Annotated in this window: 26 protein-coding genes; 12 read left to right on the top strand and 14 right to left on the bottom strand. The window is 28.6% G+C overall.

Annotated features, from left to right (window positions below; genetic code table 11):
• Positions 1–229 precede the first annotated feature (229 nt).
• Entirely contained in the window at positions 230–1,918 is a 1,689-nt protein-coding gene (locus ABMY20_RS08115) for a helix-turn-helix domain-containing protein (RefSeq protein WP_349265048.1), read from the top strand.
• Here the strand turns inward: ABMY20_RS08115 and ABMY20_RS08110 are convergent.
• Both ABMY20_RS08110 and ABMY20_RS08105 read right to left on the bottom strand, forming a co-directional pair.
• Positions 1,915–4,308, bottom strand: a complete 2,394-nt coding sequence (locus ABMY20_RS08110) for a YfhO family protein (protein WP_349265047.1) — start codon at positions 4,306–4,308, stop codon at positions 1,915–1,917. The genes ABMY20_RS08115 and ABMY20_RS08110 overlap by 4 nt on opposite strands.
• A gap of 2 nt (positions 4,309–4,310) precedes the next feature.
• The gene (locus ABMY20_RS08105; RefSeq protein ID WP_047789655.1) at positions 4,311–4,592 is read right to left on the bottom strand and encodes a DUF4834 family protein; all 282 of its coding nucleotides are present in this window, start codon (positions 4,590–4,592) and stop codon (positions 4,311–4,313) included.
• 139 nt (positions 4,593–4,731) lie between these two features.
• Between ABMY20_RS08105 and ABMY20_RS08100 the strand changes: the two genes are divergently transcribed.
• From ABMY20_RS08100 to ABMY20_RS08070, 7 genes are all read left to right on the top strand, one after another.
• A complete protein-coding gene (locus ABMY20_RS08100; RefSeq protein ID WP_349265046.1) occupies positions 4,732–6,075 on the top strand; it encodes a transporter in 1,344 nt (447 codons plus the stop codon).
• Between the two features lie 18 nt (positions 6,076–6,093).
• Positions 6,094–7,212 (top strand): GTP cyclohydrolase, encoded by a 1,119-nt coding sequence (locus ABMY20_RS08095; RefSeq protein ID WP_239178832.1) that lies wholly within the window; start codon positions 6,094–6,096, stop codon positions 7,210–7,212.
• Complete coding sequence (locus ABMY20_RS08090; RefSeq protein WP_047789653.1) at positions 7,212–7,922, top strand: 16S rRNA (uracil(1498)-N(3))-methyltransferase; 711 nt, start codon at positions 7,212–7,214, stop codon at positions 7,920–7,922. The genes ABMY20_RS08095 and ABMY20_RS08090 overlap by 1 nt, the downstream gene beginning before the upstream one ends.
• A 145-nt stretch (positions 7,923–8,067) precedes the next feature.
• Positions 8,068–9,138: a helix-turn-helix domain-containing protein gene (locus tag ABMY20_RS08085; RefSeq protein ID WP_349265045.1), complete on the top strand. Its 1,071-nt coding sequence runs from the start codon at positions 8,068–8,070 to the stop codon at positions 9,136–9,138.
• Positions 9,139–9,532: 394 nt separating this feature from the next.
• Complete coding sequence (locus tag ABMY20_RS08080; RefSeq protein WP_159615504.1) at positions 9,533–10,174, top strand: DUF4159 domain-containing protein; 642 nt, start codon at positions 9,533–9,535, stop codon at positions 10,172–10,174.
• Positions 10,158–11,069: a bile acid:sodium symporter family protein gene (locus tag ABMY20_RS08075; protein ID WP_349265044.1), complete on the top strand. Its 912-nt coding sequence runs from the start codon at positions 10,158–10,160 to the stop codon at positions 11,067–11,069. The genes ABMY20_RS08080 and ABMY20_RS08075 overlap by 17 nt, the downstream gene beginning before the upstream one ends.
• A 3-nt stretch (positions 11,070–11,072) precedes the next feature.
• Positions 11,073–12,119 (top strand): 1-acyl-sn-glycerol-3-phosphate acyltransferase, encoded by a 1,047-nt coding sequence (locus ABMY20_RS08070; protein WP_349265043.1) that lies wholly within the window; start codon positions 11,073–11,075, stop codon positions 12,117–12,119.
• Here the strand turns inward: ABMY20_RS08070 and ABMY20_RS08065 are convergent.
• The 4 genes from ABMY20_RS08065 to ABMY20_RS08050 form a co-directional block, all read right to left on the bottom strand.
• On the bottom strand, positions 12,100–15,030 hold the full coding sequence (locus ABMY20_RS08065) for a glycoside hydrolase family 3 N-terminal domain-containing protein (RefSeq protein WP_349265042.1): 2,931 nt from the start codon (positions 15,028–15,030) through the stop codon (positions 12,100–12,102). The genes ABMY20_RS08070 and ABMY20_RS08065 overlap by 20 nt on opposite strands.
• A gap of 67 nt (positions 15,031–15,097) precedes the next feature.
• Positions 15,098–15,583: an ABC transporter ATPase gene (locus tag ABMY20_RS08060; RefSeq protein ID WP_159490688.1), complete on the bottom strand. Its 486-nt coding sequence runs from the start codon at positions 15,581–15,583 to the stop codon at positions 15,098–15,100.
• Positions 15,584–15,656: 73 nt separating this feature from the next.
• The gene (locus ABMY20_RS08055; protein ID WP_349265041.1) at positions 15,657–16,484 is read right to left on the bottom strand and encodes an exonuclease domain-containing protein; all 828 of its coding nucleotides are present in this window, start codon (positions 16,482–16,484) and stop codon (positions 15,657–15,659) included.
• 70 nt (positions 16,485–16,554) lie between these two features.
• On the bottom strand, positions 16,555–17,409 hold the full coding sequence (locus tag ABMY20_RS08050) for a phosphate--nucleotide phosphotransferase (protein WP_047789645.1): 855 nt from the start codon (positions 17,407–17,409) through the stop codon (positions 16,555–16,557).
• Between the two features lie 140 nt (positions 17,410–17,549).
• Here ABMY20_RS08050 and ABMY20_RS08045 point away from each other — a divergent pair, with 140 nt between their 5' ends.
• Positions 17,550–18,065, top strand: coding sequence for an NAD(P)H-dependent oxidoreductase (locus ABMY20_RS08045; RefSeq protein ID WP_349265040.1), 516 nt, complete (start codon positions 17,550–17,552; stop codon positions 18,063–18,065).
• Here the strand turns inward: ABMY20_RS08045 and ABMY20_RS08040 are convergent.
• From ABMY20_RS08040 to ABMY20_RS08010, 7 genes are read right to left on the bottom strand one after another with little or no spacing between them, the layout of a single operon-like run.
• Positions 18,055–18,810, bottom strand: coding sequence for a LytTR family DNA-binding domain-containing protein (locus ABMY20_RS08040; RefSeq protein WP_349265039.1), 756 nt, complete (start codon positions 18,808–18,810; stop codon positions 18,055–18,057). The two genes, ABMY20_RS08045 and ABMY20_RS08040, sit on opposite strands and share 11 nt — an antisense overlap.
• Before the next feature lie 26 nt (positions 18,811–18,836).
• The gene (locus ABMY20_RS08035) at positions 18,837–19,145 is read right to left on the bottom strand and encodes a 2TM domain-containing protein (RefSeq protein WP_047789640.1); all 309 of its coding nucleotides are present in this window, start codon (positions 19,143–19,145) and stop codon (positions 18,837–18,839) included.
• Positions 19,129–19,470, bottom strand: a complete 342-nt coding sequence (locus ABMY20_RS08030; RefSeq protein WP_159490676.1) for a 2TM domain-containing protein — start codon at positions 19,468–19,470, stop codon at positions 19,129–19,131. The genes ABMY20_RS08035 and ABMY20_RS08030 overlap by 17 nt, the downstream gene beginning before the upstream one ends.
• Position 19,471: 1 nt before the next feature.
• Positions 19,472–19,759: a 2TM domain-containing protein gene (locus ABMY20_RS08025; protein WP_047789638.1), complete on the bottom strand. Its 288-nt coding sequence runs from the start codon at positions 19,757–19,759 to the stop codon at positions 19,472–19,474.
• Complete coding sequence (locus ABMY20_RS08020) at positions 19,749–20,045, bottom strand: 2TM domain-containing protein (RefSeq protein ID WP_047789637.1); 297 nt, start codon at positions 20,043–20,045, stop codon at positions 19,749–19,751. The genes ABMY20_RS08025 and ABMY20_RS08020 overlap by 11 nt, the downstream gene beginning before the upstream one ends.
• Positions 20,046–20,050: 5 nt before the next feature.
• Positions 20,051–21,403, bottom strand: coding sequence for a 2TM domain-containing protein (locus ABMY20_RS08015; RefSeq protein ID WP_349265038.1), 1,353 nt, complete (start codon positions 21,401–21,403; stop codon positions 20,051–20,053).
• A gap of 40 nt (positions 21,404–21,443) precedes the next feature.
• Positions 21,444–21,860 carry a DUF2141 domain-containing protein gene (locus ABMY20_RS08010; RefSeq protein WP_349265037.1) on the bottom strand — a complete coding sequence of 139 codons (417 nt, stop codon included), beginning with the start codon at positions 21,858–21,860 and terminating at the stop codon, positions 21,444–21,446.
• 152 nt (positions 21,861–22,012) lie between these two features.
• Between ABMY20_RS08010 and ABMY20_RS08005 the strand changes: the two genes are divergently transcribed.
• The 3 genes from ABMY20_RS08005 to ABMY20_RS07995 all read left to right on the top strand — a co-directional run bounded on the left by ABMY20_RS08005 (position 22,013) and on the right by ABMY20_RS07995 (position 23,686).
• Positions 22,013–22,507, top strand: coding sequence for an RNA polymerase sigma factor (locus tag ABMY20_RS08005; RefSeq protein WP_073183239.1), 495 nt, complete (start codon positions 22,013–22,015; stop codon positions 22,505–22,507).
• A 5-nt stretch (positions 22,508–22,512) separates the two neighbouring features.
• The gene (locus ABMY20_RS08000) at positions 22,513–23,121 is read left to right on the top strand and encodes a hypothetical protein (protein ID WP_349265036.1); all 609 of its coding nucleotides are present in this window, start codon (positions 22,513–22,515) and stop codon (positions 23,119–23,121) included.
• A gap of 79 nt (positions 23,122–23,200) precedes the next feature.
• Complete coding sequence (locus tag ABMY20_RS07995; protein ID WP_047789632.1) at positions 23,201–23,686, top strand: hypothetical protein; 486 nt, start codon at positions 23,201–23,203, stop codon at positions 23,684–23,686.
• Here ABMY20_RS07995 and ABMY20_RS07990 read toward each other — a convergent pair.
• Positions 23,683–24,705 (bottom strand): GntG family PLP-dependent aldolase, encoded by a 1,023-nt coding sequence (locus ABMY20_RS07990; RefSeq protein ID WP_349265035.1) that lies wholly within the window; start codon positions 24,703–24,705, stop codon positions 23,683–23,685. The genes ABMY20_RS07995 and ABMY20_RS07990 overlap by 4 nt on opposite strands.
• Positions 24,706–24,708 lie beyond the last annotated feature (3 nt).

The raw sequence follows: 24,708 nt of genomic DNA, 5'->3' as shown, positions 1-24,708 counted from the left end.
AAACATAAAAGCGAAAGATTAATCTTTCGCTTTTATAAAATATTAATTTTCCATAGCAACTTGTACTTATCTAGTACGTTTTGTTTAATGCAAACATATTATTGTTTTATTTAAAAATAAAATATTATATCCCGTATTTTATAAAAAGCACAGTTAAATTAATGTATATTTGAGAGCTTTTTATGAGGTTATTTGAGAAAAAGAATTCTTAATTACTTAAACTATTCTAATGATTAGGTTTATACTTATAACATTAATTACTTTATTTTTTTCATTAAATACAGTATCACAAACAATATATTTAGATTCTATAAACCGAAGTAAGATTGACTTTTATAAAAACATTAATACTGATAGCTTGTTCTTTTATTGTGATAAGTTAGAAAATTCTAACAATATTTGTACAAAAATAGAAGCTGCTACTGATAAAATTTATGGACTTTATAGATTAAAAAGATACGATGAAGCTGCAACTTCTTCTAATAAGGTAATAACACAAATTGATTCTTTACTCCAAAATAATAACTTGACTTGTCTTATTGATAGAAAAATTGCTTCTTTAAATAGGCTTTTTTGGATAAAAAAAAATCAAGAAAAGTACGAAGAAGCTTACTCTATACTTATTAAGTATGAAAAAGAAATAATTAATCATCCTATAAAAGATCAAAAATGGATTAGAAATAAATTGGGACTTGTTCTTAGTAAAGCTGTAATAAAAAATAAACTTAACATGCAAGAAAAAGCTAAAAGTATACTACTAAAAGCTATTTCGGAATCAAAAAAAACTGTTCTTAAAGATTTTCAAAAAAACAATTTTTTTCTTCAATGGAAAGCTAACTCTTTTAATTGCCTTGGAAACACATATATTTTAATTAACAATAAAAACCCAAATACCATTCTCCTGGATTCTGCTGACTATTACTTTGACAAAGCTTATAAATTAACACAACAATTTACTCCTCAACATAAAGACTCTAAAATATATTATTACTTAAGAAAAACTAAAGTTTTAATGGCTAAAAAAGAATTTTCTAAAGCTATTGATTTAATTAATAATTATAAAAATATAAGTAATGGTTATTCTTATTTTAACAAAGAATATTACCTAAAAGCCATTTGTTTTCACAACTTAAAAAATTCTGATTCCGCTATTTACCATTCTAATAAATTATTAATGAATTATAAAAAATGTGAAAGGAGTAAACTTATTACTATTTACGACATTCTCTCAAAAGAATATAATAATTTAAATAAACTGGATAGCGCTTACAAGTATTCTAAACTTACTTTAGAACAACATCATTTAACAAAAGATACTAAAGACAAAACTTTCAATCTTTTTTACAACAATAATTTTGCTCAAGCTCAAAAGCTTAAAAAAACTATAGAACAAAGAGAAGCAGAAAAACAGCGTAATCTCATTATTTCTTTTATTATTTTATTATTAACTTTTTTCGTTATTACTTTTTATTTATTTAAAAAAGAAAAAGATAAGAAGAAGAAACTTATATCTGTAATAAGCAATAATAAAACGACAGAAATAGAAAAAAAAGAATACAATATTGATGAAATCTTAGAAGCTAAAATTCTTAATGAATTTAGGAATATTGCTAATAGTTTAGATTTTTTAAAACCTGATTTTTCAGTTAACTACATTGCTGAAAAACTAAATACCAATACTACTTATATTTCTTTTGTTTTTAATAAGTATTACGAAGAGTCTTTTAAACAATACTGTACTAAGCTTAAAATTAACTATGTAGTACAAAAATTAAAGACAGACAAAAACTTTAGAAAATATTCCATTCAAGCCATTGCTGAAGAAATAGGTTATACCAACGCATCTGCTTTTACAAGAGCCTTTAAAAAACATATTGGTGTAACCCCTTCTGTATTTTTAAAAGACCTTGAAAATTAGTTCTTCTTCTTTTTTATAACAAACCAACCAATAGGTATTATAAGGAGTAAAGCATAACAAATTAAAGACAATGAACTTCCTGTTTTAATTACTGAAGGCTCATATTTAAAAGTTATTTTATGTTTTCCTGCAGGAACTTCTATTCCTCTTAAAACATAGTTTACTCTATAATATGGCACACTTTCTCCATCAATATAAGCGTTCCATCCATCTTTGTAATAGATTTCAGAAAATACAGCAAATTGTTCTGAAGTTGTACTTGCTTCGTATATCAATTCAGTAAGATCTTTCTTCACAAGATTAATGGTAGCAATTGAATCTTTTTGAAATACATCAGCTTTTACATTAAACTCGCTTGAGTTAATAACTGCTTCTGATTTAGTATTCAAACTATCTAACGCTATAATTTCTTCATTTGCTGAAGATACTTTTTTTAATGAGTTTACAAACCATGCATTCCCATTAGCTTCTGGATTCTCTTGAAATTGTTCATCGCTAATAATAAAGTACTTAGTATTTAACATATTTAGCACTTCCATATTATTTTTAGCTATTTGATAATCAAACAACTCTTGATAACGTTTCATCTTGGCAGCATGGTACCCTCCTATCGAATTGTGGAAATAAGAAGTTCTACCATCTTGCATAGGACTTACGCTAAAATTAACAACTCTGTAATGCCCTTTATCTTTTAAAATTTCTGTATCAGCTTTTGTTGCTGTAAATGGTTTTTGCACTCTTCTAGCTGAAGTAAAATCTTCCTTATTAACATAGTTAGCATCTATTGAGACCAAATCAAAAATTATCAATCCTCCCAATACAATTAACATAGGTACTTGCTTCAATTTTCCTTTCAAATAAAACCACAACATTCCTGCAACAACTAAAACCAATAAAAGAGAACGTAAACTATCGTTAAATAACATTGATTTTCTATCTGCAATTAAAGCATCAATTAACTCTGGAAGTTGCTGATATTGTGCATCACGTAATCCTTCAAAAGCGAACAAACTAGATCCAAACAGTAAGAATAGCAAAGAAATTCCTCCAACAATGTAAAAAGCTTTCTTTACTGCATTTTCTTTTTCTTCGGAAGAATTCTCAGAAGAGAAAAATTCTTTTAATGCCAGAATTCCTAACAAAGGAACACATAATTCTGCTATTACTTGAATAGACGAAACTGCTCTAAATTTATTATATAAAGGTATATAGTCAATAAAGAAATCAGTTATTATAGAAAAGTTTTTACCCCAACTTAATACGATCGAAAAAATGGTAGCTGCAACCAACCAATATTTTAATCGTCCTTTTACTAGAAAAATTCCTAAAAAGAATAAGAAAAAAACTATCACACCAATATAAGCTGGTGCTTCAACAATAGGTTGCTTTCCCCAATAAGTTAACACTTGACTAGAATATTCTTTTGCTACACTTTTACCAGCATTTTGCTCTAAAACTTGATAAAAGTTTGAGTCTTCTCCCAACTCTTCAACTGTTCCTCCTCCCATAAAACGAGGAATCATCAAGTTAAATGTTTCGGCTATTCCATAGCTATATTCAGTTATATACTCCTTATCTAACCCAGTAGACTTTTCTTTTGATGTTCCATCAGGGTTAATTGTTAGTTCTGATTTTCCTCTCGTACTATAATCAGCATATTCTTTCATTGCTAACAGTCTGGTAGAATTAGCTCCAATACCAATTAACATTGCTGCAACCAAAATAGCTGATTGTTTAAAAAACACAGGTAATGTTCTCGATTTAAAAGCTTCAACACCTTCAACAATTACCAAAATCAACAAACAAAATCCTAAATAATAAGTCATCTGTGGATGATTTGAATAAACTTCTAAAGCCATTGCTAAAGCCGTTAAAATAAACCCAAGTAAATATCGTTTTCTAAAAATATAAATTACTCCTGCAATCACCATTGGCATATAACCTATAGCATGTGCTTTCGCATTGTGTCCTGCTCCAAAAATAATTATCAGATAGGTAGAAAACCCAAAGGACAAACTTCCTAAAACAGCTAGTTTCCAATCAACTTTTAAGGCAGTTAATAATAAGAAAAAACTTAAAAAATATAAGAAAAGATAATCCGCAGGTCTAGGTAAAAACCGAATAACTTTATCAATATAACGTACAAAGTCATTCGGATAATAAGCACTTACCTGATATGCTGGCATTCCACTAAAAGCATTATCTAACCAATAAGGCTCTTCTCCTTTTTCAGCTCTATATTCTTTTACATCTTTTGACATTCCTATAAACTGAGTAATGTCACTTTGTTTAATTTGTTTTCCGCTTAAAACCGGGTTAAAATACAATACAGATGCTATTGCAAAAACAATAATTGCTATTGCAAACGGTAAAAATTTCTTTAAGTTCATGGTTAGTCTATTTCTTCATAGTCAACGTACTCGCCAACAGAATTATTACTTTCTTTAGAATTACTTGGCTTTTTATCAATAACAGTTTTTCCTACTTCAACATCAGATGCTTGTTGTTGGTTTCTATACTGTTGTTCAGCTTTCTTTTGTACTTTGTCTACTGCTTTTTTTATTAAGTATGGTCCAAAAAGTTTCGCTAAAAACTTAATAACGTAATAAACTAACAGAATAATTAATATGGTTTTTAAAAAATTCACAGGTCCAGCTTCATTTAAATATGTCATCTTTTTCTTAAAATAAAAAAATCAATCAAAAATAACAATTTGAAGCAAAAGGAAGCGTTAAGAGTTTACAAAACTTATATTATATAGGTAATTGTATTTTTACGTATGTTTGTACAACCTGAAAATTTGGATTTATTATATGATTAAGAAACTTCTTATCCTTTTTGTTTTTTGCTCTATTCTAACTACTAACGCGCAATATACACCTGTTATAAATTCAAATAAGCCAGGTTTTTCTGAAAGCCCTTATAGTGTTGGCTCGGGTGTTTATCAGTTCGAAACAAGTATTTTTTATAGAAAAATGAATGCTACACCTACTTTTAGCAATCCTGAAGCCTTAGGATTAAACTTGTTTTTTAGAACCAGCTTTATTTCTGAAAAATTAGAAGTAAACTTTAATACTTCTTTACAAAGAGATAAAATAGCATTTAAAAACATTTTTGAGTCATCATATAATAAAACAGGGTTAAGTCAATTTAGTCTAGGTGCAAAATATCTGATTTATGCTCCTAAATATGATGATAAGAGCAAAGAAATAAGAAGTTGGAAAAAAAGACATTCTTTCGACTGGAAAAGGTGGATACCACACATTGGTGTTTCTGCTGGTATAAATATTGGAAGTTTTTTAACTGATTATCATGAAAGAGGTGGGTTTAGTCCTAAAGTTGGTATTTTATTACAAAATGAATTTTCTGACAAATTAAATGTAATTACTAACCTACATTATGATTATATTGGAACTGATTTTTCTCAACTTTCTTACATAGTAACGGGTACCTATAACTTTAATGATTATTGGTCTGGTTTTGCTGAAATACAAGGTATTTTTGAAGAATATGAGAAAAAAACTAATATAGGAGCAGGTGCCGCCTATCTTTTTAGTGAAAACTTACAGTTCAATGCTTCTTTAAGGACAAACTTACAACAAGATGAAATTGGTATATATAGTTCTTTAGGAGTATCATATAGACTTAATAGACATAAAGACGATTTTGTTGAAATAGATGAATTTGGAAACAAGATTGAAGAAGAAAAACCTGTTAAGTATGACGAGAATAGGAATTTCTTTGGTCGAATGTTTAGTAAAGTAGGAAAACTATTTTCTAAAAAAGAGAAGAGAAAAGTTGATTTAGAGAATGACTCAGGTAATGGAGAGTTTTTAAACGAAAAACCTAAGAGAGAGCGCCAAGGATCTTTGGTTGATATGATTGTTAAAGAAGATAAAAAACAAAAGAAAAAAACAGCTAAAGAAGAAAGAAAAGCTGCTAAAAAAGCTAAGAAGAAAGCCGAAAAAGAAGCGAGGCGTAAAGAAAAAGAACGCTTAAAACTTGAGAAACAAATTAAAAAAGAAGAAGAAAAAGAGGCTAAGCGTAAAGAAAAAGAACGTTTAAAGCTTGAAAAAGAAATAAAAAAGCTAGAAGAAGAAATTAAAAAAGAAGAACAACAAGAGAAAGAAAAGGAAAAAGAAAAGGAGGATAATTAAAAGCCTTAAATTTGTAAAATGATTCAAATTAAAGAAATAACTACCAAAAAGGGAATGAAACAATTTGTTAAGTTTCCTTTTTCTCTTTATAAAAACAATAAGTACTGGGTTCCTCCTATTATTAAGGATGAAATTGAAAGCTTTGACAAAAATAAAAATCCTGTTTTTGAACATGCCAAAGCTCGTTTTTTCTTAGCATTAAAAAACAATGAAATAGTTGGTAGAGTTGTAGCTATTATCAATTCTTATGAAGTAGAAAAGCAGCATATAAAAAAAATACGTTTTGGCTGGTTTGATGTTATTGATAATATTGAAGTATCTAAAGCTTTACTAAATAAAGTTGCTGAAATAGGTCGCGAAAATAACTTAGAATACATAGAAGGTCCTGTTGGTTTTAATAATTTAGATAAAACAGGAGTTCTTATTGAAGGGTTTGACCACATTGGAACTATGATTACATGGTACAATCATCCTTATTATGCGAAACACCTAGAGTATTTAGGGTTTACAAAAGAAAAAGAATACATCGAAAGTATATTCTCTTTCAGTAACGTTGATATTAAGAAATATAGAAAGGCTAGTAATATAATTCAAAGGAGATACAACTTAACTCCTTTAAACTTTACTTCTACAGATAAAATTATGCCTTATGTTGATGAAATGTTTAACTTGTTTAGTAAAACATATTCCAAACTATCAACTTATGTGCCTATTTCAGATGCTCAAATAGCTTATTTTAAAAAGAAATATATAAGCTTTATAAACCCTGAGTATATAAAATTTGTTGTTGACGAAAATCATAAACTAGTCGCATTTGCTATTGTTATGCCTTCTTTTTCTAAAGCTTTACAAAAAGCAAAAGGAAAACTTTTTCCTTTCGGAATTTTCCACTTGTTGAATGCAAGAAAAAACTCTAAAGATGTTACTTTTTATTTAATTGGAGTTGATCCCGAATATCAAAACAAAGGAGTTACAGCCATTATTTTTGAGCAATTTCATCCTATATTTTTGGCTAAAGGAATTCAAAACTGTATTAGAACCCCTGAACTTGAAGAAAATCATGCAATTCATCAAATTTGGAAAGATTTTAGTCCTAAAATTCACAAAAGAAGAAGAACATACAAACTCGATTTATAATGCAACTTTTTTATAATCCGGATTTATTAATCACTTCAAAAGAAATTACTTTCAACAAAGATGAAAGTCGTCATATAATTCGTGTTTTACGGAAAAAAGAAGGGGACATATTACATATCACCAATGGAAATGGTATCCTATTTTTTGCTGAAATAATTATTGGAAATGATAAAAAGTGTATTGCCAAAATTATTAAATACGAAGAAAAACCTAGTACAAGAGATTATTATTTACACGTAGCTATAGCACCTACGAAAAACAACGATCGCTTAGAATGGTTTTTAGAAAAAGCTACAGAAATTGGTATTGATGAAATAACCCCTATTATTTGTAAAAACTCAGAAAGAAAAGTTGTAAAAGTTGACCGTTTAGAAAGAATTATACAATCTGCAATGAAACAATCACTACAATTTACATTGCCTAAACTTAACCCTCCAATAAATTTTTCTGACTTCATAAAAAATGATTTTTCAGAAGAAATTTTTATTGCTCATTGTGAAAATGATACTGAAAAAAAGTTTTTAAAAAACGTTGCTTCTCTAACATCAAAATATACAGTGCTTATTGGACCCGAAGGTGATTTTTCTCCTGAAGAAATACAAGAGTCATTAAACAAGAAATTCATCCCTATTTCTTTAGGAAAGAATAGACTTAGAACAGAAACCGCAGGCTTAAATGTAGTTCAAAGTATATCCTATTTACATCAATAATTCATTTTTCGTATATTTAGCTCTTTTAAAGTGTTTTATTTTGACTACAGCAGATTTTTTTAATCTCTTTTTGTTAATTAGTGCCATTCATGGTTTTGCTTTTAGTATAATACTTTTTTGTTCTAAAAATGGACGAGAAAAAAGTATGATATACTTAAACCTTTTAATTTTGGCAATTTCTCTAAACAATATTCAATCTTGGGTTTTAGAAAAAGAATTATTTCAGCATAAGTTTGCTTTAGATTATGTACAAATACCTTGGCATTTTTTAGCAATGCCTTTTTTGTATATGTTTTTAATTCACTACCTAAACCTTGCTGAAAAGTCGTACAAAATATTAAAATTAATTATTCCTGTTTTTTTTATTCTTATAATTAGCCAAATTAGCTTTGTTCTATATTACAGTGATTCTGCTTCAAGAGAGTATTTAAATTATACTTATGAACGGTATACCTCCATCGAGGAAATATTTAGCTTAACTACTTCGTTAAGTATTTTTTTTTATTCATTTTATATTTTATATAAGAAAGAAAAGCTCTTTCCTAAAATTTTATCGTTTGATAATCTTAGATGGATTTATACTTTTTTTATTTTAACTTCAATTGGATATGCTCTTTGGATTTTAGCCTTAATTATTAAAGTAAAAATGAACTTTACCGGTTTCTTATTCTCTTATTACCCTTTAAGAGTTTACACTACTGTTTTAATTTACTGGTTAGGTTATCAAGGTTTAAGACAAATTCGTGTATTAAAAGAGCGTAAAAAAATTAGAGAATCTCTTTTAATTGATTTAAATGATGACTTTGGTATAGATTTAATTAATTTAAACACAAATAAATGTTTTTCTCAAAACCAAATAGACAAACAACAAGAACAGTTTAATGAAATAGACCAATTTATTAGATCAAAAAAGAAATATTTATTAAATAAATATACTTTACAAGACTTATCAAAAGATACTAAACTAAGTTCTAGTACTCTTTCTCTTATTATAAATAGTGTTGCTAAAAAGTCTTTTACTGATTACTTAAATGAAATGAGAGTAAATTTTGCTAAGACTCTTTTAGTTGATTCTGATTATGCTGACTATACAATAACTTCAATAGGCTTGGAATCTGGATTCAACTCTAAATCTACGTTTTATACCGTTTTTAAAAAGCATACAGGTTATACACCTGTTCAATTTAAAAACTTATCTGTAATTGTTTTAAATTAATTTTATAATCTTTTTATAAAAAGACAGTTCGAAAACATCCAAAATGGACGTTTTCGAACCCCCATATTTTATTCTTGAGCTATATTTGTGATGAGAAATTAAAAAATTAGTAATTGAAAATAGTTGAAGGGGTTTTCAATTTATAATGTGAAATTTCTAAAAAATTTATTGAGGTGTAATTTATTTCTCAATTACGAAGAAGAGGAAGCTATAGCTTAAAAACATCAATATTTATTATTGGTGTTTTTTTTTATTTAAGAACTACATAATACTTTATTAATTAGCTTTCATATTCAAAAGAATTATTTTTTTTAAAGAAAAGAAGGCGATAACAAATTTGTTAGTGTTTTTTTATTGTTGTTTTACTATATTGCTTTTAAATTCAAGTTAATTCATGAAAAACCTCACCCTGCTTTTTATTTTTCTATTAAGTCAAAATATTTTTTCTCAAGAAATAGCTGTTATACAATATAAAGGAGGTGGTGATTGGTATGCAAATCCTACAGCTTTACCTAACCTTGTAAAATTCACTAATCAAAACACGAAAACCCAGATTGACAAAAACATACAAAACATTACGCTAGACGACGAAACTATCTTTGACTACCCAATAGTTTTCATAACCGGACATGGTAATATTTTATTTACAAATAATGAAATTTCAATACTAAGAAGTTATCTTATTTCAGGAGGCTTTTTACATGTATCAGATAATTATGGTCTTGATAAATACATACGAAGAGAATTAAAAAAAGTTTTTCCTGAATTACAACTTCAAGAAATTCCCAGCAATCACCCTATTTATCATCAAACTTTTTCCTTTCCTAAAGGCTTGCCAAAAATTCACGAACATGATAAAAAACCTCCTCAAGGTTTTGGTTTGTTCTATGAAGGTAGACTTATAGTTTTTTATGATTACGAAAGTGATTTAAGTGATGGATGGGAAGATACTGCCGTACATAACAATCCAAAAGAAATTAGAACAAAAGCTCTACAAATGGGGGCTAACATAATAGAATATGCCTTTAAACATTAACACTTTACAAATTGATAGTATTAAGATTAATTTTGATACTGAAGCTTTATGGATGCTTAATGTTGCTCTAGCTATCATTATGTTTGGTATTGCTTTAGATATGAAGGTAGAGGATTTTAAAAGACTTATTAATGAACCTAAAATATTATTTGTTGGATTATTATCTCAGTTTATTTTACTTCCTTTTTTAACCTTTATCCTTATCAATATTATTAACCCATACCCTAGTTTTGCTTTAGGCATGATTATGATTGCTGCTTGCCCTGGAGGAAATGTTTCTAACTTTTTTAGTAAAATGGCAAAAGGTAACGCTGCATTATCTGTTAGTTTAACAGCATTTTCAACGATAATTTGTTTAGTAATGACCCCGTTAAACTTACAATTATGGGGTAGTTTATACGGGCCTACTAACGAAATTTTAAAAAGTGTTTCCTTAAACCCTTTTGAACTTTTTAAACTTGTCCTTCTTATTTTAGGAATTCCGATAGTTTTAGGAATGTTAGTTAATCACTATCATCATGAAATGGCTAAAAAAATCAATAAACTTTTACGTCCATTTTCTATTTTCTTTTTCCTTTCATTAATTGTAATAGCCCTTTATGATAACGCTGATGTTTTTAAAGACTATATACATCTAGTTTTATTTCTTGTAATATTTCATAATATTTATGCGTTTATTATAGGTTATGTAACTGCTAAATCTTTTAAATTAAATAAAAAGGACTCTAAAACTATTTCTATGGAAACAGGAATACAAAATGGTGGTTTAGGGTTACTACTTATTTTTAGTTTTTTTGATGGCCTAGGAGGAATGGCCCTTCTTGCTGCGTTTTGGGGTGTTTGGGATATTTTTTCAGGAATAATGTTAGCTACTTACTGGGGAAGAAATAAATAATACATGAAAACACTGTTGTACTACTTTTTTAAAGCTTTTGTAAAAACTGGCTTATTCTTTTACTCTAAAAAGACAACGATTATTGGAAGTGAGCATATTCCCAAAAAAGAAGCCGTAATCTTTACAGCTAATCACCCAAATGGCTTAATTGACCCTATACTTATAGCTACACATATAAAAAGGAGAACAAACTTTTTAGTGCGTGCAGCTGTATTTAACAACCCTATTATTGCTAAGTTTTTCAACTCGCTTGGAATGATGCCTATTTATCGTATTAGAGACGGTGTACAACAACTTAGTAAGAATGAAGAAATTTTTAATAAATGTCAGCTTCTTTTAAAAAATAATAAAACTTTACTAATCTTTCCTGAAGGAACACACAAAAAAGACAGAGCTATTAGACCACTTAGTAAAGGCTTTACAAGAATTATTTTTAAAACTTTAGATAATTTCCCTGACACTCGAATAAATATTATTCCAGTAGGAATTACATATCAAAACGTATCTAGCTACCCTTCAAAAACTGCTATCCATTTTGGTTCTCCAATTTTGGCTAACGATTATTACGACAAACAAAACATAAATAAATCTGTAAAACATATAAAAGAGCTTGTTTCAAATCAATTAGAAAACTTATCTGTTCATATAGAACAAAATGAAAGTTATGAAACTACCTTAGCTAATTTAAATAATGCTCAAGTAGATTTTACTAAAGTTGATGAAGTAAACAGTCTTATAAGAAATAAAAAGGTATTTGTACAAAAAAAGCGTAGTATTAACTACGCTCTCCCTTTATTCTTTTTAATTGTTTTAAATAGTTTAGTTCCATATTCAATTTGGAAATTTTTAAGTAGAAAAATCGATGAAATAGAGTTTATAGACACCTTTAGGTTTGGTGTAAACGCTATTTTATTTCCTTCCTTTTATTGTATACAAAGTTGGATAATATCTATATTTTGGGGTTGGAAAATAGCTTTAATCTACTTTTTAACTTCCTTTTTACTTATTCTTTTATATACCAAATTATCACCTACTCCACCATCAAAATAGCATCTTGAATATCTTGTTGAATTTTGGTACGTATATTACTTTTTACTAAACCATAATTTCTCATTGTTGGATAAATTCTGTTTGATAAAAACACATACACGACACCTGTTGCTGGGTCTGCCCAAGTATACGTTCCAGTAAAACCACTATGTCCAAAACTCACATCCGAAACACAGCCACAAGTTGCTTTTACTTTGGGGTTTAATTGTGGTTTATCAAAACCTAACCCTCTACGTACTCTTTTGTTTTCATAATAGCGTTTATTAAACTTATGCACTGTTTCTGGCTCTAAGTACTTCTTTCCTCCATAAGATCCATCCTGTAAAAACATTTGCATAATTTTAGCTACATCATTTGCATTTGCAAACAACCCTGCATGCCCTCCTACTCCACCTAACATAGCTGCTCCCATGTCGTGAACATAACCATGAACTAATTGATGTCTAAAATAATTGTCTCTTTCTGTGGGTACAATTTCATCTTTAGTAAACTTATTTAAAGGTAAGTATGTCATTCTATCTGCCCCAATAGGTTGATAAAACTGTTCTTCAACCAGTTTATTTAAAGGTCTTTTATATTTTCTTTCTATAATTTCTTTAAAAATATAGTAGCCTAAATCACTATACTTATATCCTACTCTTTTTCGTTGTTCAGAATCAACTATTTGTTTATAAATTGAATCTTTATATTCTTTAGCTAAGTATAAATTTCTTGCTACTTTTATACTAAACCTTGAAGTTCGGTTTTTTCTATAAAACTGTGTAGAATTTTTTCCTGTTACACTGTCTTTAGTATGCAAATAAAATGGAATCCAAGCACGTAAACGTCCATAATGGGATAATACTTCTTTTAATAACAAAGTGTCTTTATTCGATTTACTATACCTTGGTAATACATCTCCCAAGTTTGAAAATAAACTAATTTTTCTTTCTTCTTCTGCTTTCATTATCATGGGTAACGAAGCTAAAATTTTAGTTAAAGAAGCTAAATCGTAAATATCTGAATTCCTAACTGGTTTATTTTTTGCTAAGGTATGATAACCAAAACTTTTATTATAAATTACTTTTCCATCTTTGGCTACTAAAATTTGTCCACCTGGAGCCATCTTTTCTTGTAAAATTGTATCAATTCTTTTATCAATAATTGAAAGTTTTTCTGAAGAAACTCCAGCTTCTTCAGGAATTGTGTATTGTAACACATCCAACCCATCTACCAATAATCCATCCCCAGCTTTAAACTCATTTTTTATAGATACTGGCAACTTTCCTTTTAAATTAAAAGCTCCAAAAAGGGCTTGCGCTGATAGCTCTTGAGCTAACTTACTATTTTGATATGACATTACAACTCCTTCTATGTTAGTAAAAGAAGGAACTTGAAGTAGACTATATGGACTAGTAAAAACATCTAAAATAACTTTATGGTTCCTTGCTATTTCTTGTAACCATACAAGGTCTTTATTAGAAAACTTGTAACCTTTCCAAGGGTTTTTATTTGATTTATGAAAACCTATAACTATAAGATTGTACTTTTCTAACTTCTTGTTCAATACACTTAAATGCTTATCAGAAACCTTATCTACTTTCGTATAGTTTTTAAGCATTTCATAGAAATCTGATCCAGTATCACTTCCTAAAGAAATGTAAGCTACTTTTTTATCCTTAAGGTTGTTAATTGGTAAAATTCCTCCTTCATTTTTTAGAACTGTAATAGCGTTTTTTATCAATTTACGATGTAAAACCTCATCATAAGGGGTATTTATATCTTTTACAACATTTTCTGTAGTAATAGGCTTATACTTGTTTAACCCTACTAAGTATTTTGCCTTTAAAATCTTTTTAACTGAATGATTTAATCGCTCTTCTGTTAATTTTCCTTCCAATAGGGCTTTCTTAATCAACCTAATTGATTCAGGGACATCTTGAGGAATCAACAACATATCGTTTCCTGCCAAAATTGCTGCTAAGTCTATTTCTGCTGGTGTTGAATAATTTGCAGCTCCTTTCATATTCAATCCATCCGTGATAATCAACCCTTTAAAGCCTAACTGATCTTGTAACAGATTGGTTACAATACTTTTTGATAATGATGATGGTAATTTTGGATTCGTTTCTAAAGCTGGAATACTCAAGTGCGCTGTCATTACACTTCCTACACCTGCTTTAAATATTTTTTTGAATGGATATAACTCTATTGAATCTAGTCGTTGCTTACTAAAATTAATTGTTGGTAACGTATGGTGAGAATCTGCTTCTGTATCTCCGTGTCCTGGAAAGTGTTTTGCATTCGCTAACACTCCTACCTCTTGCATTCCTTTGGTAAATGCTATTGATTTTTCTGCTACATTTTCTTTATCTTCTCCAAAAGAACGGTTTCCTATAATTGGGTTATCAGGATTAGTGTTTATATCTACAACTGGAGCAAAATTTATATGAATTCCAACTCGTTTACAGTGTTCTCCAATTCTTTTACCTACTTCCTGAAGTAAAACCGTGTCCTGAATAGCCCCTAATGTCATGTTCCAAGGAAAACGATACGTGTTTTTCAAACGCATATCCAAGCCCCATTCGCCATCAAAACCAACCATTAAAGGTATTTTTGCTAATTCTTGATATTTATTGTTTAAAACTACTTGTTTATCAGGTGTTCCTTGCATAAAAATAATATTTCCTACATGGTATTTTGTAACCATATTAGAAATAAAATCTTCGTGTTTTTTATCTTTATTTGAATATGCTTGTATCATAAACAACTGTCCTATTTTTTCATCAACAGACATAGTTTTCATGATACTATCTACCCATACATTTTGTGTTATAGAATCTTTTGCCAATAAAGGGTTTACTCCTTGGACTTGGGCTTGAATTATTTGTATAAAAACAAACGTTAGTAATGTTAATACTTTTCTTTTCATATATTATCCCTTAACAAGCCTTACAAAAACATGTAAGGCTTTACATCTTTTTTTATAGAATGAATAGTTATACCAAAAATCGTGCATGCCAACTCTGGTTTGCTGGCACTTCCCATTTTGTTTCAAAATCTTCTTTAGTATTTACCATATTATTAAAAACAACCGTTTTAGCGGTTATTTTTTGTTCTTTGGCAAAATTTTGGAACTCTGGTAGTTTTACGATATTAATATTATCTCCATCTTTAAAAGAAATATTCATTTTATCCATTAAATCTAATTCTAACTCTTTTTCTAACTCTTGAATAAAACGTACAGAAGCATCTATTGAGCATCCTGAAACATTATTAAAGTTCTCATCTACACCCAACACCAAAAATTGATTGTACTTAATAGTAAATGACCCTTTTAAATCGTCTCCATGACGCGTCCAATTATCAATAAAAAGCAATGCTTTTGCACTGATTAATTCTATTTCTTCTTGTGTAAACTCTCTATCTGATTGATACACCCAAACTCTTGAGTTTTGAGGTAGTTTTTTATATTCTGTAAACATTTTTACTGTATTTGTTTCGTATTATCTAAATTAAAGAACAACTGAGATAATTACTAAAAATAGATGTTAAAGATTATCTTAAATTAAATTTTTGCTGTAAGGCTTGTAACTTTTCTTCATCTGTCATTGTACTTTTAGGTACCGACATTCGTTCTTTTATTTCTTTTAAAACCTTTTTTGTGTACAAAGGAAAATCAGCATTCTGAATCCAAGCATTGTATCCTGGGTTTTCTTTAAATACTTCTTCAACAGTTCTTCCCTTATACTTTCCAAAAGAAAAAATTTCTTGATCTTTATCATTAAATAAAATAAACCCTGCAAAATCTGCTCTTTTTCCGTGGGTTGAAAATTCACTCAATGCTTCTACTGAGTTTTCTAAATCTTCATATTTTTCAACCTGTGCTAATAAAATTTCATAGGTTGCCTTTGTATCCGCTTCTGCTCCATGCGCTCCTACTAACTCTTTTCCACAATAAAATTGATATCCAGCACTTAGTGTTCGCTGTTCTTTTTTATGAAAAATAGTTTGTACATCAACTGCTTTTCTATTATTCATATTAAAATCAATTCCTGCTCGCAGCAGCTCTTCTGCTAATAAAGGAATATCAAATCGATTAGAGTTAAATCCTGCTAAATCTGCATCACCTATTAACTCATTAATTTGCGGTGCTAATTCTTTAAAAGTTGGCTCAGTAACTACTTTTTCGTTTGTAATTCCGTGAATTTCTGAAGCTTCTTTGGGTATTTCTATTTCTGGGTTTACCAACCATGTTTTACTTTCTTTATTTCCATTAGGAAACACTTTTAAAATAGATATCTCAACTACTCTATCTTTAGCAATGTTTATTCCTGTTGTTTCTAAATCAAAAAATACGATTGGTTTTGTTAAATTTAAATTCATTTTTTGTAGTGCTTAAAGACAATATTTTATTTACTTTACATATATTATCTATTATTGTCTTTTCTATATATTATTCGTTCGTTAATTCTTTTTTAAATTCATCTATTTGGTCTAACACTTTCTTTGGCAGTGTAGGCTCTTTAAAATTATATTTTTCTAATTCTTTTTCTAATGTTTTTGCTACAATGTAACGTGCTGTAGGTTTATCATCTGCAGGTATTACATACCAAGGAGCATAATTTGTTGATGTTCTCAACAACATATCTTCATAACACTCTTGATATTTATCCCATAACTTTCGTTCTTCTAAATCACCCGCAGAAAATTTCCAGTTTTTTTCTGGAATGTTTAACCTACGTAATAACCTGTTTTTCTGTTCTTCTTTAGATATATTTAAAAAAAACTTTAAAATAATTGTTCCGTTTTCAGATATATGCCTTTCAAACTGATTAATACGCTCCATTCTATCATGATAAAAAGTATCATTTAAATCATCAACGTTATTTACTGTGGGAATATTTTCGGCAAAAACATACTCTGGATGCACTCTTGTTACCAAAACATTCTCATAATGTGTACGATTAAAAACTCCTATTTTTCCTTTAGCAGGCAAGGCTATATAATGACGCCATAAAAAATCATGTTTTAATTCTAATTCTGTTGGTACTTTAAAGCTATGCACTACTACTCCACGTGCATTAACATCTTTAAAAACTTCTCGAATTAAACTATCTTTACCGGCTGTATCCATTCCTTGTAAACACAATAAAACACTATACTTACCTTCTGCATACATTGTGTCTTGTAAATCACTAATTTTTTTTCTTGATTTTTTCAGCTTCTTCTTAGCATTATCAACAACTTCTTTAGTAGAAAATTCATTTAACTTCCTTTTTTTAGAAAATATGTAGGCATTTGTGTTCATCCGCTTTTTTTGTAGCATAAAAGTACAAAAATATAGACTTCTTCTATTGATTTTTTCTTGGTTATTATCAAATATTACAATTAAATCCAAGATATTCTTTTATTTATTTTTTTGAGCTTTACTTCCAAATAAATGACAGAATGAATAAAACAGTTATTATACAAGCAAGTTCTAAAAGTGTAGGAAACACAAACAAAGTGGTTAATTACCTCAACAGCAATGAGTCTTTTGATTTTATCGATTTAAAAATAAAAAAAATTGGTGTATTTGAATATGATTTTAGCAATTCTGATGATGATTTTATCCCTCTTATAGAAGAAATTGTTAGTAAATACAATACACTAATATTTGCCACCCCTGTATATTGGTATAGTATGAGTGCTACGCTGAAAATATTTTTTGATAGATTGTCAGACTTGTTACATTATAAAAAAGATTTAGGAAGACAGTTACGAGGTAAAAATATGGCTATGATTAGTAATTCTGGTGACAACGATCTTAGAGATGGCTTTGAAATGCCTTTTATTGAAAGTGCAAAATATTTAGGCATGAACTACTTTGGTAGTACTCATGCTTGGTTTACTAAAAACGGAAATAATATACATCCTGAAGCTAAAGTTAAAATTGATTCTTTTAGAAAAATACTTACTCAATAAAGCACTTAAAATCTTTAACTCGCTCTCTGCTTACAATTATTTCAGTATCATCGTAAGATTGCAACTTTAATTGTAAGCGTGAGTTGGTATAAGAAACAATATCTTTTATCGCATTTATGTGTACTATAAATGTTCTATTTACCCTAAAAAATTGCTCGGGGTCTAACTCTTCTTGCCAATATTCTAAAGAGTTATCTATTAAATAATTTCTATTAGCATTTGTATGTATGTAAGTTGCTTTATTTTCTGAGTAAAAACATTCAACATCTTCTGTATTGATAATTTTTAAGTGCTGTCCCACTTTTATAGTAAATCGCTTTTTATATTTTCTATCAACTGGGTTAATCAACAACTTACGAATGTCATCTATATTAACCTGTATATTACTTTGTATAGGTTGATGCTCTTTAAATTTATTTACTGCTATTGTTAACTCATCTTCATCTATTGGTTTTAACAAATAGTCTATAGAATTTAACTTGAATGCTTTTAATGCATACTCATCATAAGCCGTTGTAAAAATGATAGCTGATTTTACAGTAACTTCTTCAAAAATTTCAAATGATAATCCATCTGAAAGTTGAATATCTAAAAAAATTAAATCAGGATGAGAATTATTTTGAAACCAGTTAATCGACTCTTCTACTGAGTGCAACATTTGTTGAACTTCTATATCTAATTCAGCTAACATTCTACTTAACCGTCTTGCAGCTGGCTTTTCGTCTTCAATAATTATAACATTCATAGTTTGGTTTGGTCTATTTTTAGCAATTACTTGTTCATGTATTCTTTAATCTTTCGCTCTTCCCATTTTTTAGAAAAAAGTTTTCCTTTTGAAAAAACATTAAATCCGTGTAAAAATACTATAACTCCCCACCAAAAGAACAAATTATAGTTGTTTACATCTAAAAAAGCTTCCATTACTGATTCGTCTCCATAAACAATATCTTTATATATTCTTCTTCCTATAAAAATTAAGTTTATTAGTATGTAAAACACTAAATGTTTGTAGAACTTTTTAATTTCATCTACTCTTTTTTGAGCTCTTATATATTGTTGTTCTCTATTTATAGTTTCCATTTTCTCTCTTTTTTAGTTCATCTAGATACTCTTGTATTTTGCGTTGTTCCCAATCTTTATTAAAAAATATATTAGTTCCAAATACTCCTAACCAATGAAAAAAAACTCCAATCCCCCAAAAAAGCCAAGTAGCATATACACCAAAATTGCTTATTGCTTTGATAAAAGTTAACCTGTCCTCATTCATCAACCCCATAATAATTACGACTGAAATAAATACATTCACAATTATATATGCTGCTAAATGCCAATAAAATCCTTTTATTTTTTCTACTCTTTTTTTGGCTAGTAAATATTTATGTTCTTCTTTATAATCATTTTCCATACTAATCCTTTTTATTTAAGTATTCCTTTATCTTCTTCTCCTCCCAATCTTTTCCAAGCCCTAAAATGTTAACACCAAAAACTAGCATCCAATGAATAAAAGTCACTAGTACTATTCCTATAACAGGAAACCAAAACCAGTGATAATAAGGTGAGAATTTTAAATTCACTAAAACAATAATAATCACTGAAATGATATTTACTAAAGCATGAGCATAAAACCCTTTTACTTGTTTTACTTTCTTTTTAGCCTCTAAATACTTTTTTTCTTCTCTATAATTACCTTCCATTGTTATTGTTTTCTAAAAATTCTTTAATCTTACGTTCTTCCCAATCTTTTCCTAAACCTATTTTTTCTATTCCAAAAATGCCCAACCAATGAAAAAAAACTCCAATTAACATTCCTATTATTGGATAATAAAACCAATGATAACTTGGCACAAACTTTAAGTTTATAAAAATTAAAACTGGAATGATTAATACAGTGACTATAAGATGAATGTAAAACCCTTTGATTTTCTCTACTCTCTTTTTTGCTTTTGCATATTTGTAAGCTGTTGTGTATTCTTTTTCCATCTCATTTATAATTTTTTATCATCATTCATTAACTCCTTAATCTTGCGTTCTTCCCAATTTTTACCTAAGAATAAATTATAATTATTTACTTCTAAATAATGAAAAATTAATCCTATCCCCCAACCTATCATAGGAAACCAAAACCATTGAAACTTTGAATATGTTTTGAGGTTTATAAAAATTAAAAAAGGAATAACTATACAATACGAAACTAAGTTTTGATAAAACTCTTTTAGTTTTTCTACCTTTTCTACTGCTTTTACATAATTACTGTTTTCTAAACTTTTTGTATCCATGATACTATCTTTTATATTAATTAACAGCGGTAAACACACTGTGAATATTTTATTATTATTAATTATTTGAATATTTCTATCGGTTATTAAACCGTAACGATCTGCTATATTTCTTAATCCTACTTTTGTACTTTTTCCTATAGCCTCTTTCGGATTAACGTTGTTTTGAATCTTTAAAAAACCTTCTTCTTCAAAAATGTTTATTTCTAAGGGTTTATTTGAAGAAACTACATTGTGTTTTACTGCATTTTCTAATAATAATTGAAGAGATAGAGGAACTATTTTTAAATCTGAATTACTTACTTCTTCTGGAATATAAAATTGAATAGCTTCTTCAAAACGCATTTGTAATAACTCCATATACGTCTTAGCAAATTGTAATTCTTCTTGTATAGGCACCAATTCTTTATTACGTTGTTCTAGTACATATCTATACACTTTAGATAACTTTGTTGTAAACTTCTCTGCTTGTTTTGGATTTTCGCTAATTAAAGAGGTTAGTACATTTAAACTATTAAACAAAAAATGTGGGTCTATTTGATTCTTTAATGTTTCAAATTTTGCTGTTTCTGTTTTAGCTACTATTTCATGCTGTGTTGTTTCTTCTTTTACAGACGCTTTCCAGTTTACCATAAAATCTTTGGCATGAAAAAACACGGCTATCGCTAACGATAATATGATTGCAAATAAATGCATCCATAAAAATTGTCCATTAAAAAAGTTATCTATTTTATTATTAAAAATTACAAAGTACTGTACGTAATGGATTAATAATACAGCTACAGTTGTATAGCTTATTGTTGCTATGATTCCTGCCCAAACTCTTTGATTGGTTTGCAAAACCCAATCCCACTTTTTACTTAAATAACCATTAATAATTCCATTACCTAACCCCAGAACAAAAGAATACATTCCTGAAAACAAAAACACTAATCCAGCTTCTTTTAATGTAAAAGCCTGATTTATTATAGTAAAAACAACACCAAAAATAATTGTAAGCTTTAAGCAAATCCAAATATCATTCTTCAAACTATTAAATGTTTTTTTTACTGGTGTTTTCATTCTTTATGCTTATTATATTTAAAGGTTTACCCTCTTCATTCTAAAATTTAATATCGAAAGATACATTTTTATCTTTAACCAAAAACTTTGCTTCGTCAAACACAGGCGGTCCAAAACGTGATAATTTATTGTTTGATACTCCATAGTCTTGTATTGGCATTCCATTAGGTTCAAAATCCATCTTATTATTATTGTTTGCGTCATGAAAACAAATAATAGCATATTCTCCTTCTGGTACTTTTTCAAAAATTACAGTACTTTTTCCCTTTATTATTACTGATTCTTTTGCCTGTAGTGGTTCTTTTCTAAAGTTCTCTTTAGTATATAAGGCAAATTTTATTTTTCCTTTATCTGAAGTGACATTTACAACTGTCGTTGCAATTGTTTTGTCTTGAGCTGAAATTGTTTCAATTGTAAACAAGACGACTGTAATAACAATATGGATTACAAGCTTCATTTTATTTGCTTTTTATAGTTAATTATGACACAAATATTCATAAGATGCTTTATCTCTAAAATAAAAACACACTGAATTGTATTATTTTTAGGATGAGTTGTAACAATTTGTATTTTTGAGCTACTTATAACATAACAACTCTACTAAACTTAGTGAAAAAAGAATTAGAAAATAGATTTTTAACTGATTTCGAAGCCAATCAAAACATTGTGCATAAGGTATGTAGGATTTATACAACCAATCAAAATGCACATAACGATTTGTTTCAAGAAATCACCATTCAGTTATGGAAAAACTATGGTAAGTTTAGAGGAGATGCAAAATTTAGTACTTGGATGTATCGAGTAGCATTAAATACTGCTATTTCTTTATATAGAAAATCAACAAGAAGTATAAAAACACAAGACTTTACAGACTATTCTTTTAAAATTAAAGCAGAAGAATATGATGACACTGAAGAAATACAATTAAAAGCCTTATATGGTGCTATTCGTAAACTAAATGATATTGATAAAGCGCTAATTTTTTTATACCTAGAAGACAAGCCCTATAAAGAAATTTCTGAAACCTTAGGTATTAGTCAAGTAAATGCTCGAGTTAAAATGAACAGAGCAAAAGATAAATTAAAAAAGATATTAAACCCATAATTTAAATGGATTTAGATAAATATAAAAAAGCTTGGGGAAACCAGTCTGAAGAAACAAATAAAGTTTCTAAAATCGACATTTATAGAATGGCGCATTCCAAGTCATCATCAATAGTAAAGTGGATTTTTATTATTGGAATTTTAGAGTTTATTTTCTTGAATTCTTTCTATTTTATTTTTGACATGGAAGAAGCTTATAAAGAATATAAAAAACTTGGGTTATATAACTTTATGATTTATTCTCAATTTATCATATACCCTGTACTACTCTATTTCTTGATTAAATTTTACCTTAATTATAAAAGCATTTCTGTTGTAGACTCTACTAAAACTTTAATGACAAAAATTATTAAAACAAGAAAAACTGTAAAGTACTACGTTATATTTAACTTGTTATATGTATTTACTTTTGGAATTATAGTTGCAATTGCATCACTAAAAGCTCATCCAGAATTTAACTCTAAGCAAGTTTTAATTTCAATTATTGTTACAGTAATAATGTTGATAGTTATGCTTATAGTTTTATGGTGTTTTTATCAGCTCTTGTATGGAATTTTACTAAGAAAGTTAAATAAAAACTATAAAGAGCTTGCTAAACTTGAAGACTTAAATTAAAAAGAACTGTTTTTTCATAAACTTTTATTAACGTTATATAATTAGCATTCACTATATTAGCCATATTAATTCATTACTTATGAAAAAAGTATTTATTATAGCTGTTTTCCTTTTTTATTCTGTTTTTGCTTTTACTCAAGAACATAGTTTTTGGAAAAATCTTCGTTTTGGAGGGGATGCTAGCTTTGGCTTTGGTTCAAATAACACAACGCTTGCTATATCTCCAGCTACTGTTTATGATTTTAATGAATCTTTTTCTATAGGCTTAGGAATTGGTTATGTGTACAATAAAAACGAAGGTTTAAGTTCTAATATAATCACTCCTAAAATAATTACTTTATATAGACCTATTAGAGAAATTGAATTTTCTGCCGATTTACAGCAAATGTATGTCAATACAAACATTAATGGTACTTCTAAAAAATATAATTACCCTGCTTTAAATATTGGAGCTTCTTACAGAATAGGTGTTGTTTCTTTAGGCGTACAATACGATGTTTTGTATGAAGAAAGCAAAAGTGTATACGCTTCTGCTTTCTCTCCTATCGTAAGAGTTTTCTTTTAAAAAAACTCTCTTAATTCTTGTAATAATTTTTCATGCATCTCATTTGTATAATCTAAATGAGTTACTATTCGTATTTTTCCTTCCCCCATAGAAATTAGTAATATACCTCTGTCTGCCATCTTTTTCATAAAATCATCTGGATTTATAGAATCTTCTACATAAAAAATAACAATATTCGTTTCAATAAGTTCTACCTTTTTCACATATGAACAACTTTCTAATACCCTACCTATTTCTTTTGCTTTTTGATGATCTTCTGCTAAACGCTCTACTTGATTATCCAGAGCATAAATCCCAGCAGCTGCTAAAAAACCAGCTTGTCTCATTCCACCACCAAACAACTTTCGTACACGTAACGCTTTTTCTATATGTTCTTTAGTTCCCAACAAAACAGATCCAACAGGAGCTCCCAATCCTTTTGACAAACAAATTGAAATTGTATCAAATAATTCTCCATACTGTTTAGGAGTTTCGTTTTTTGCCACCAAAGCATTAAATAAACGTGCTCCATCTAAATGATATGCTAAATCATTTACTTTCGCTACTTTTTGAATCTTTTGTAACTCTCCAAAATCCCAACAGGCACCACCTCCTTTATTCGTTGTATTTTCAACACAAACTAATCTACTATATGGTGTATGAATATCATTTCTTCCTCCTACCACACTTGCTAACTGATTCGCTGTAAACATTCCTCTATCTCCATCAATTAAACAAGAAGTAACTCCTGCATTAAACGCAGCTCCTCCACCTTCATAGTTATATACATGTGCCCATTTATCGCAAAACATTCTGTCTCCTGGTTGTGTGTGAATCTTTATCGCTGTTTGATTTGCCATGGTTCCCGAAGGAAAAAATAACGCAGCTTCCATTCCAAACAGATCCGCTACTTTTTCTTGTAACAAATTCACTGTCGGATCTGCTTTAAAAACATCATCTCCTACCTTAGCATTCATCATTGCTTCCAACATTCCTTGAGTTGGCTTAGTTACAGTATCACTTATTAAGTTTATTTCCATTTC

The sequence above is a fragment of the Tenacibaculum sp. SSH1-16 genome (assembly GCF_040104435.1).
GTDB classification, from domain to species: Bacteria; Bacteroidota; Bacteroidia; order Flavobacteriales; family Flavobacteriaceae; genus Polaribacter; species Polaribacter mesophilus.
Note: the sequence above shows the minus strand (reverse complement) of the source record. Positions and strands in the feature narration are given on the sequence as shown.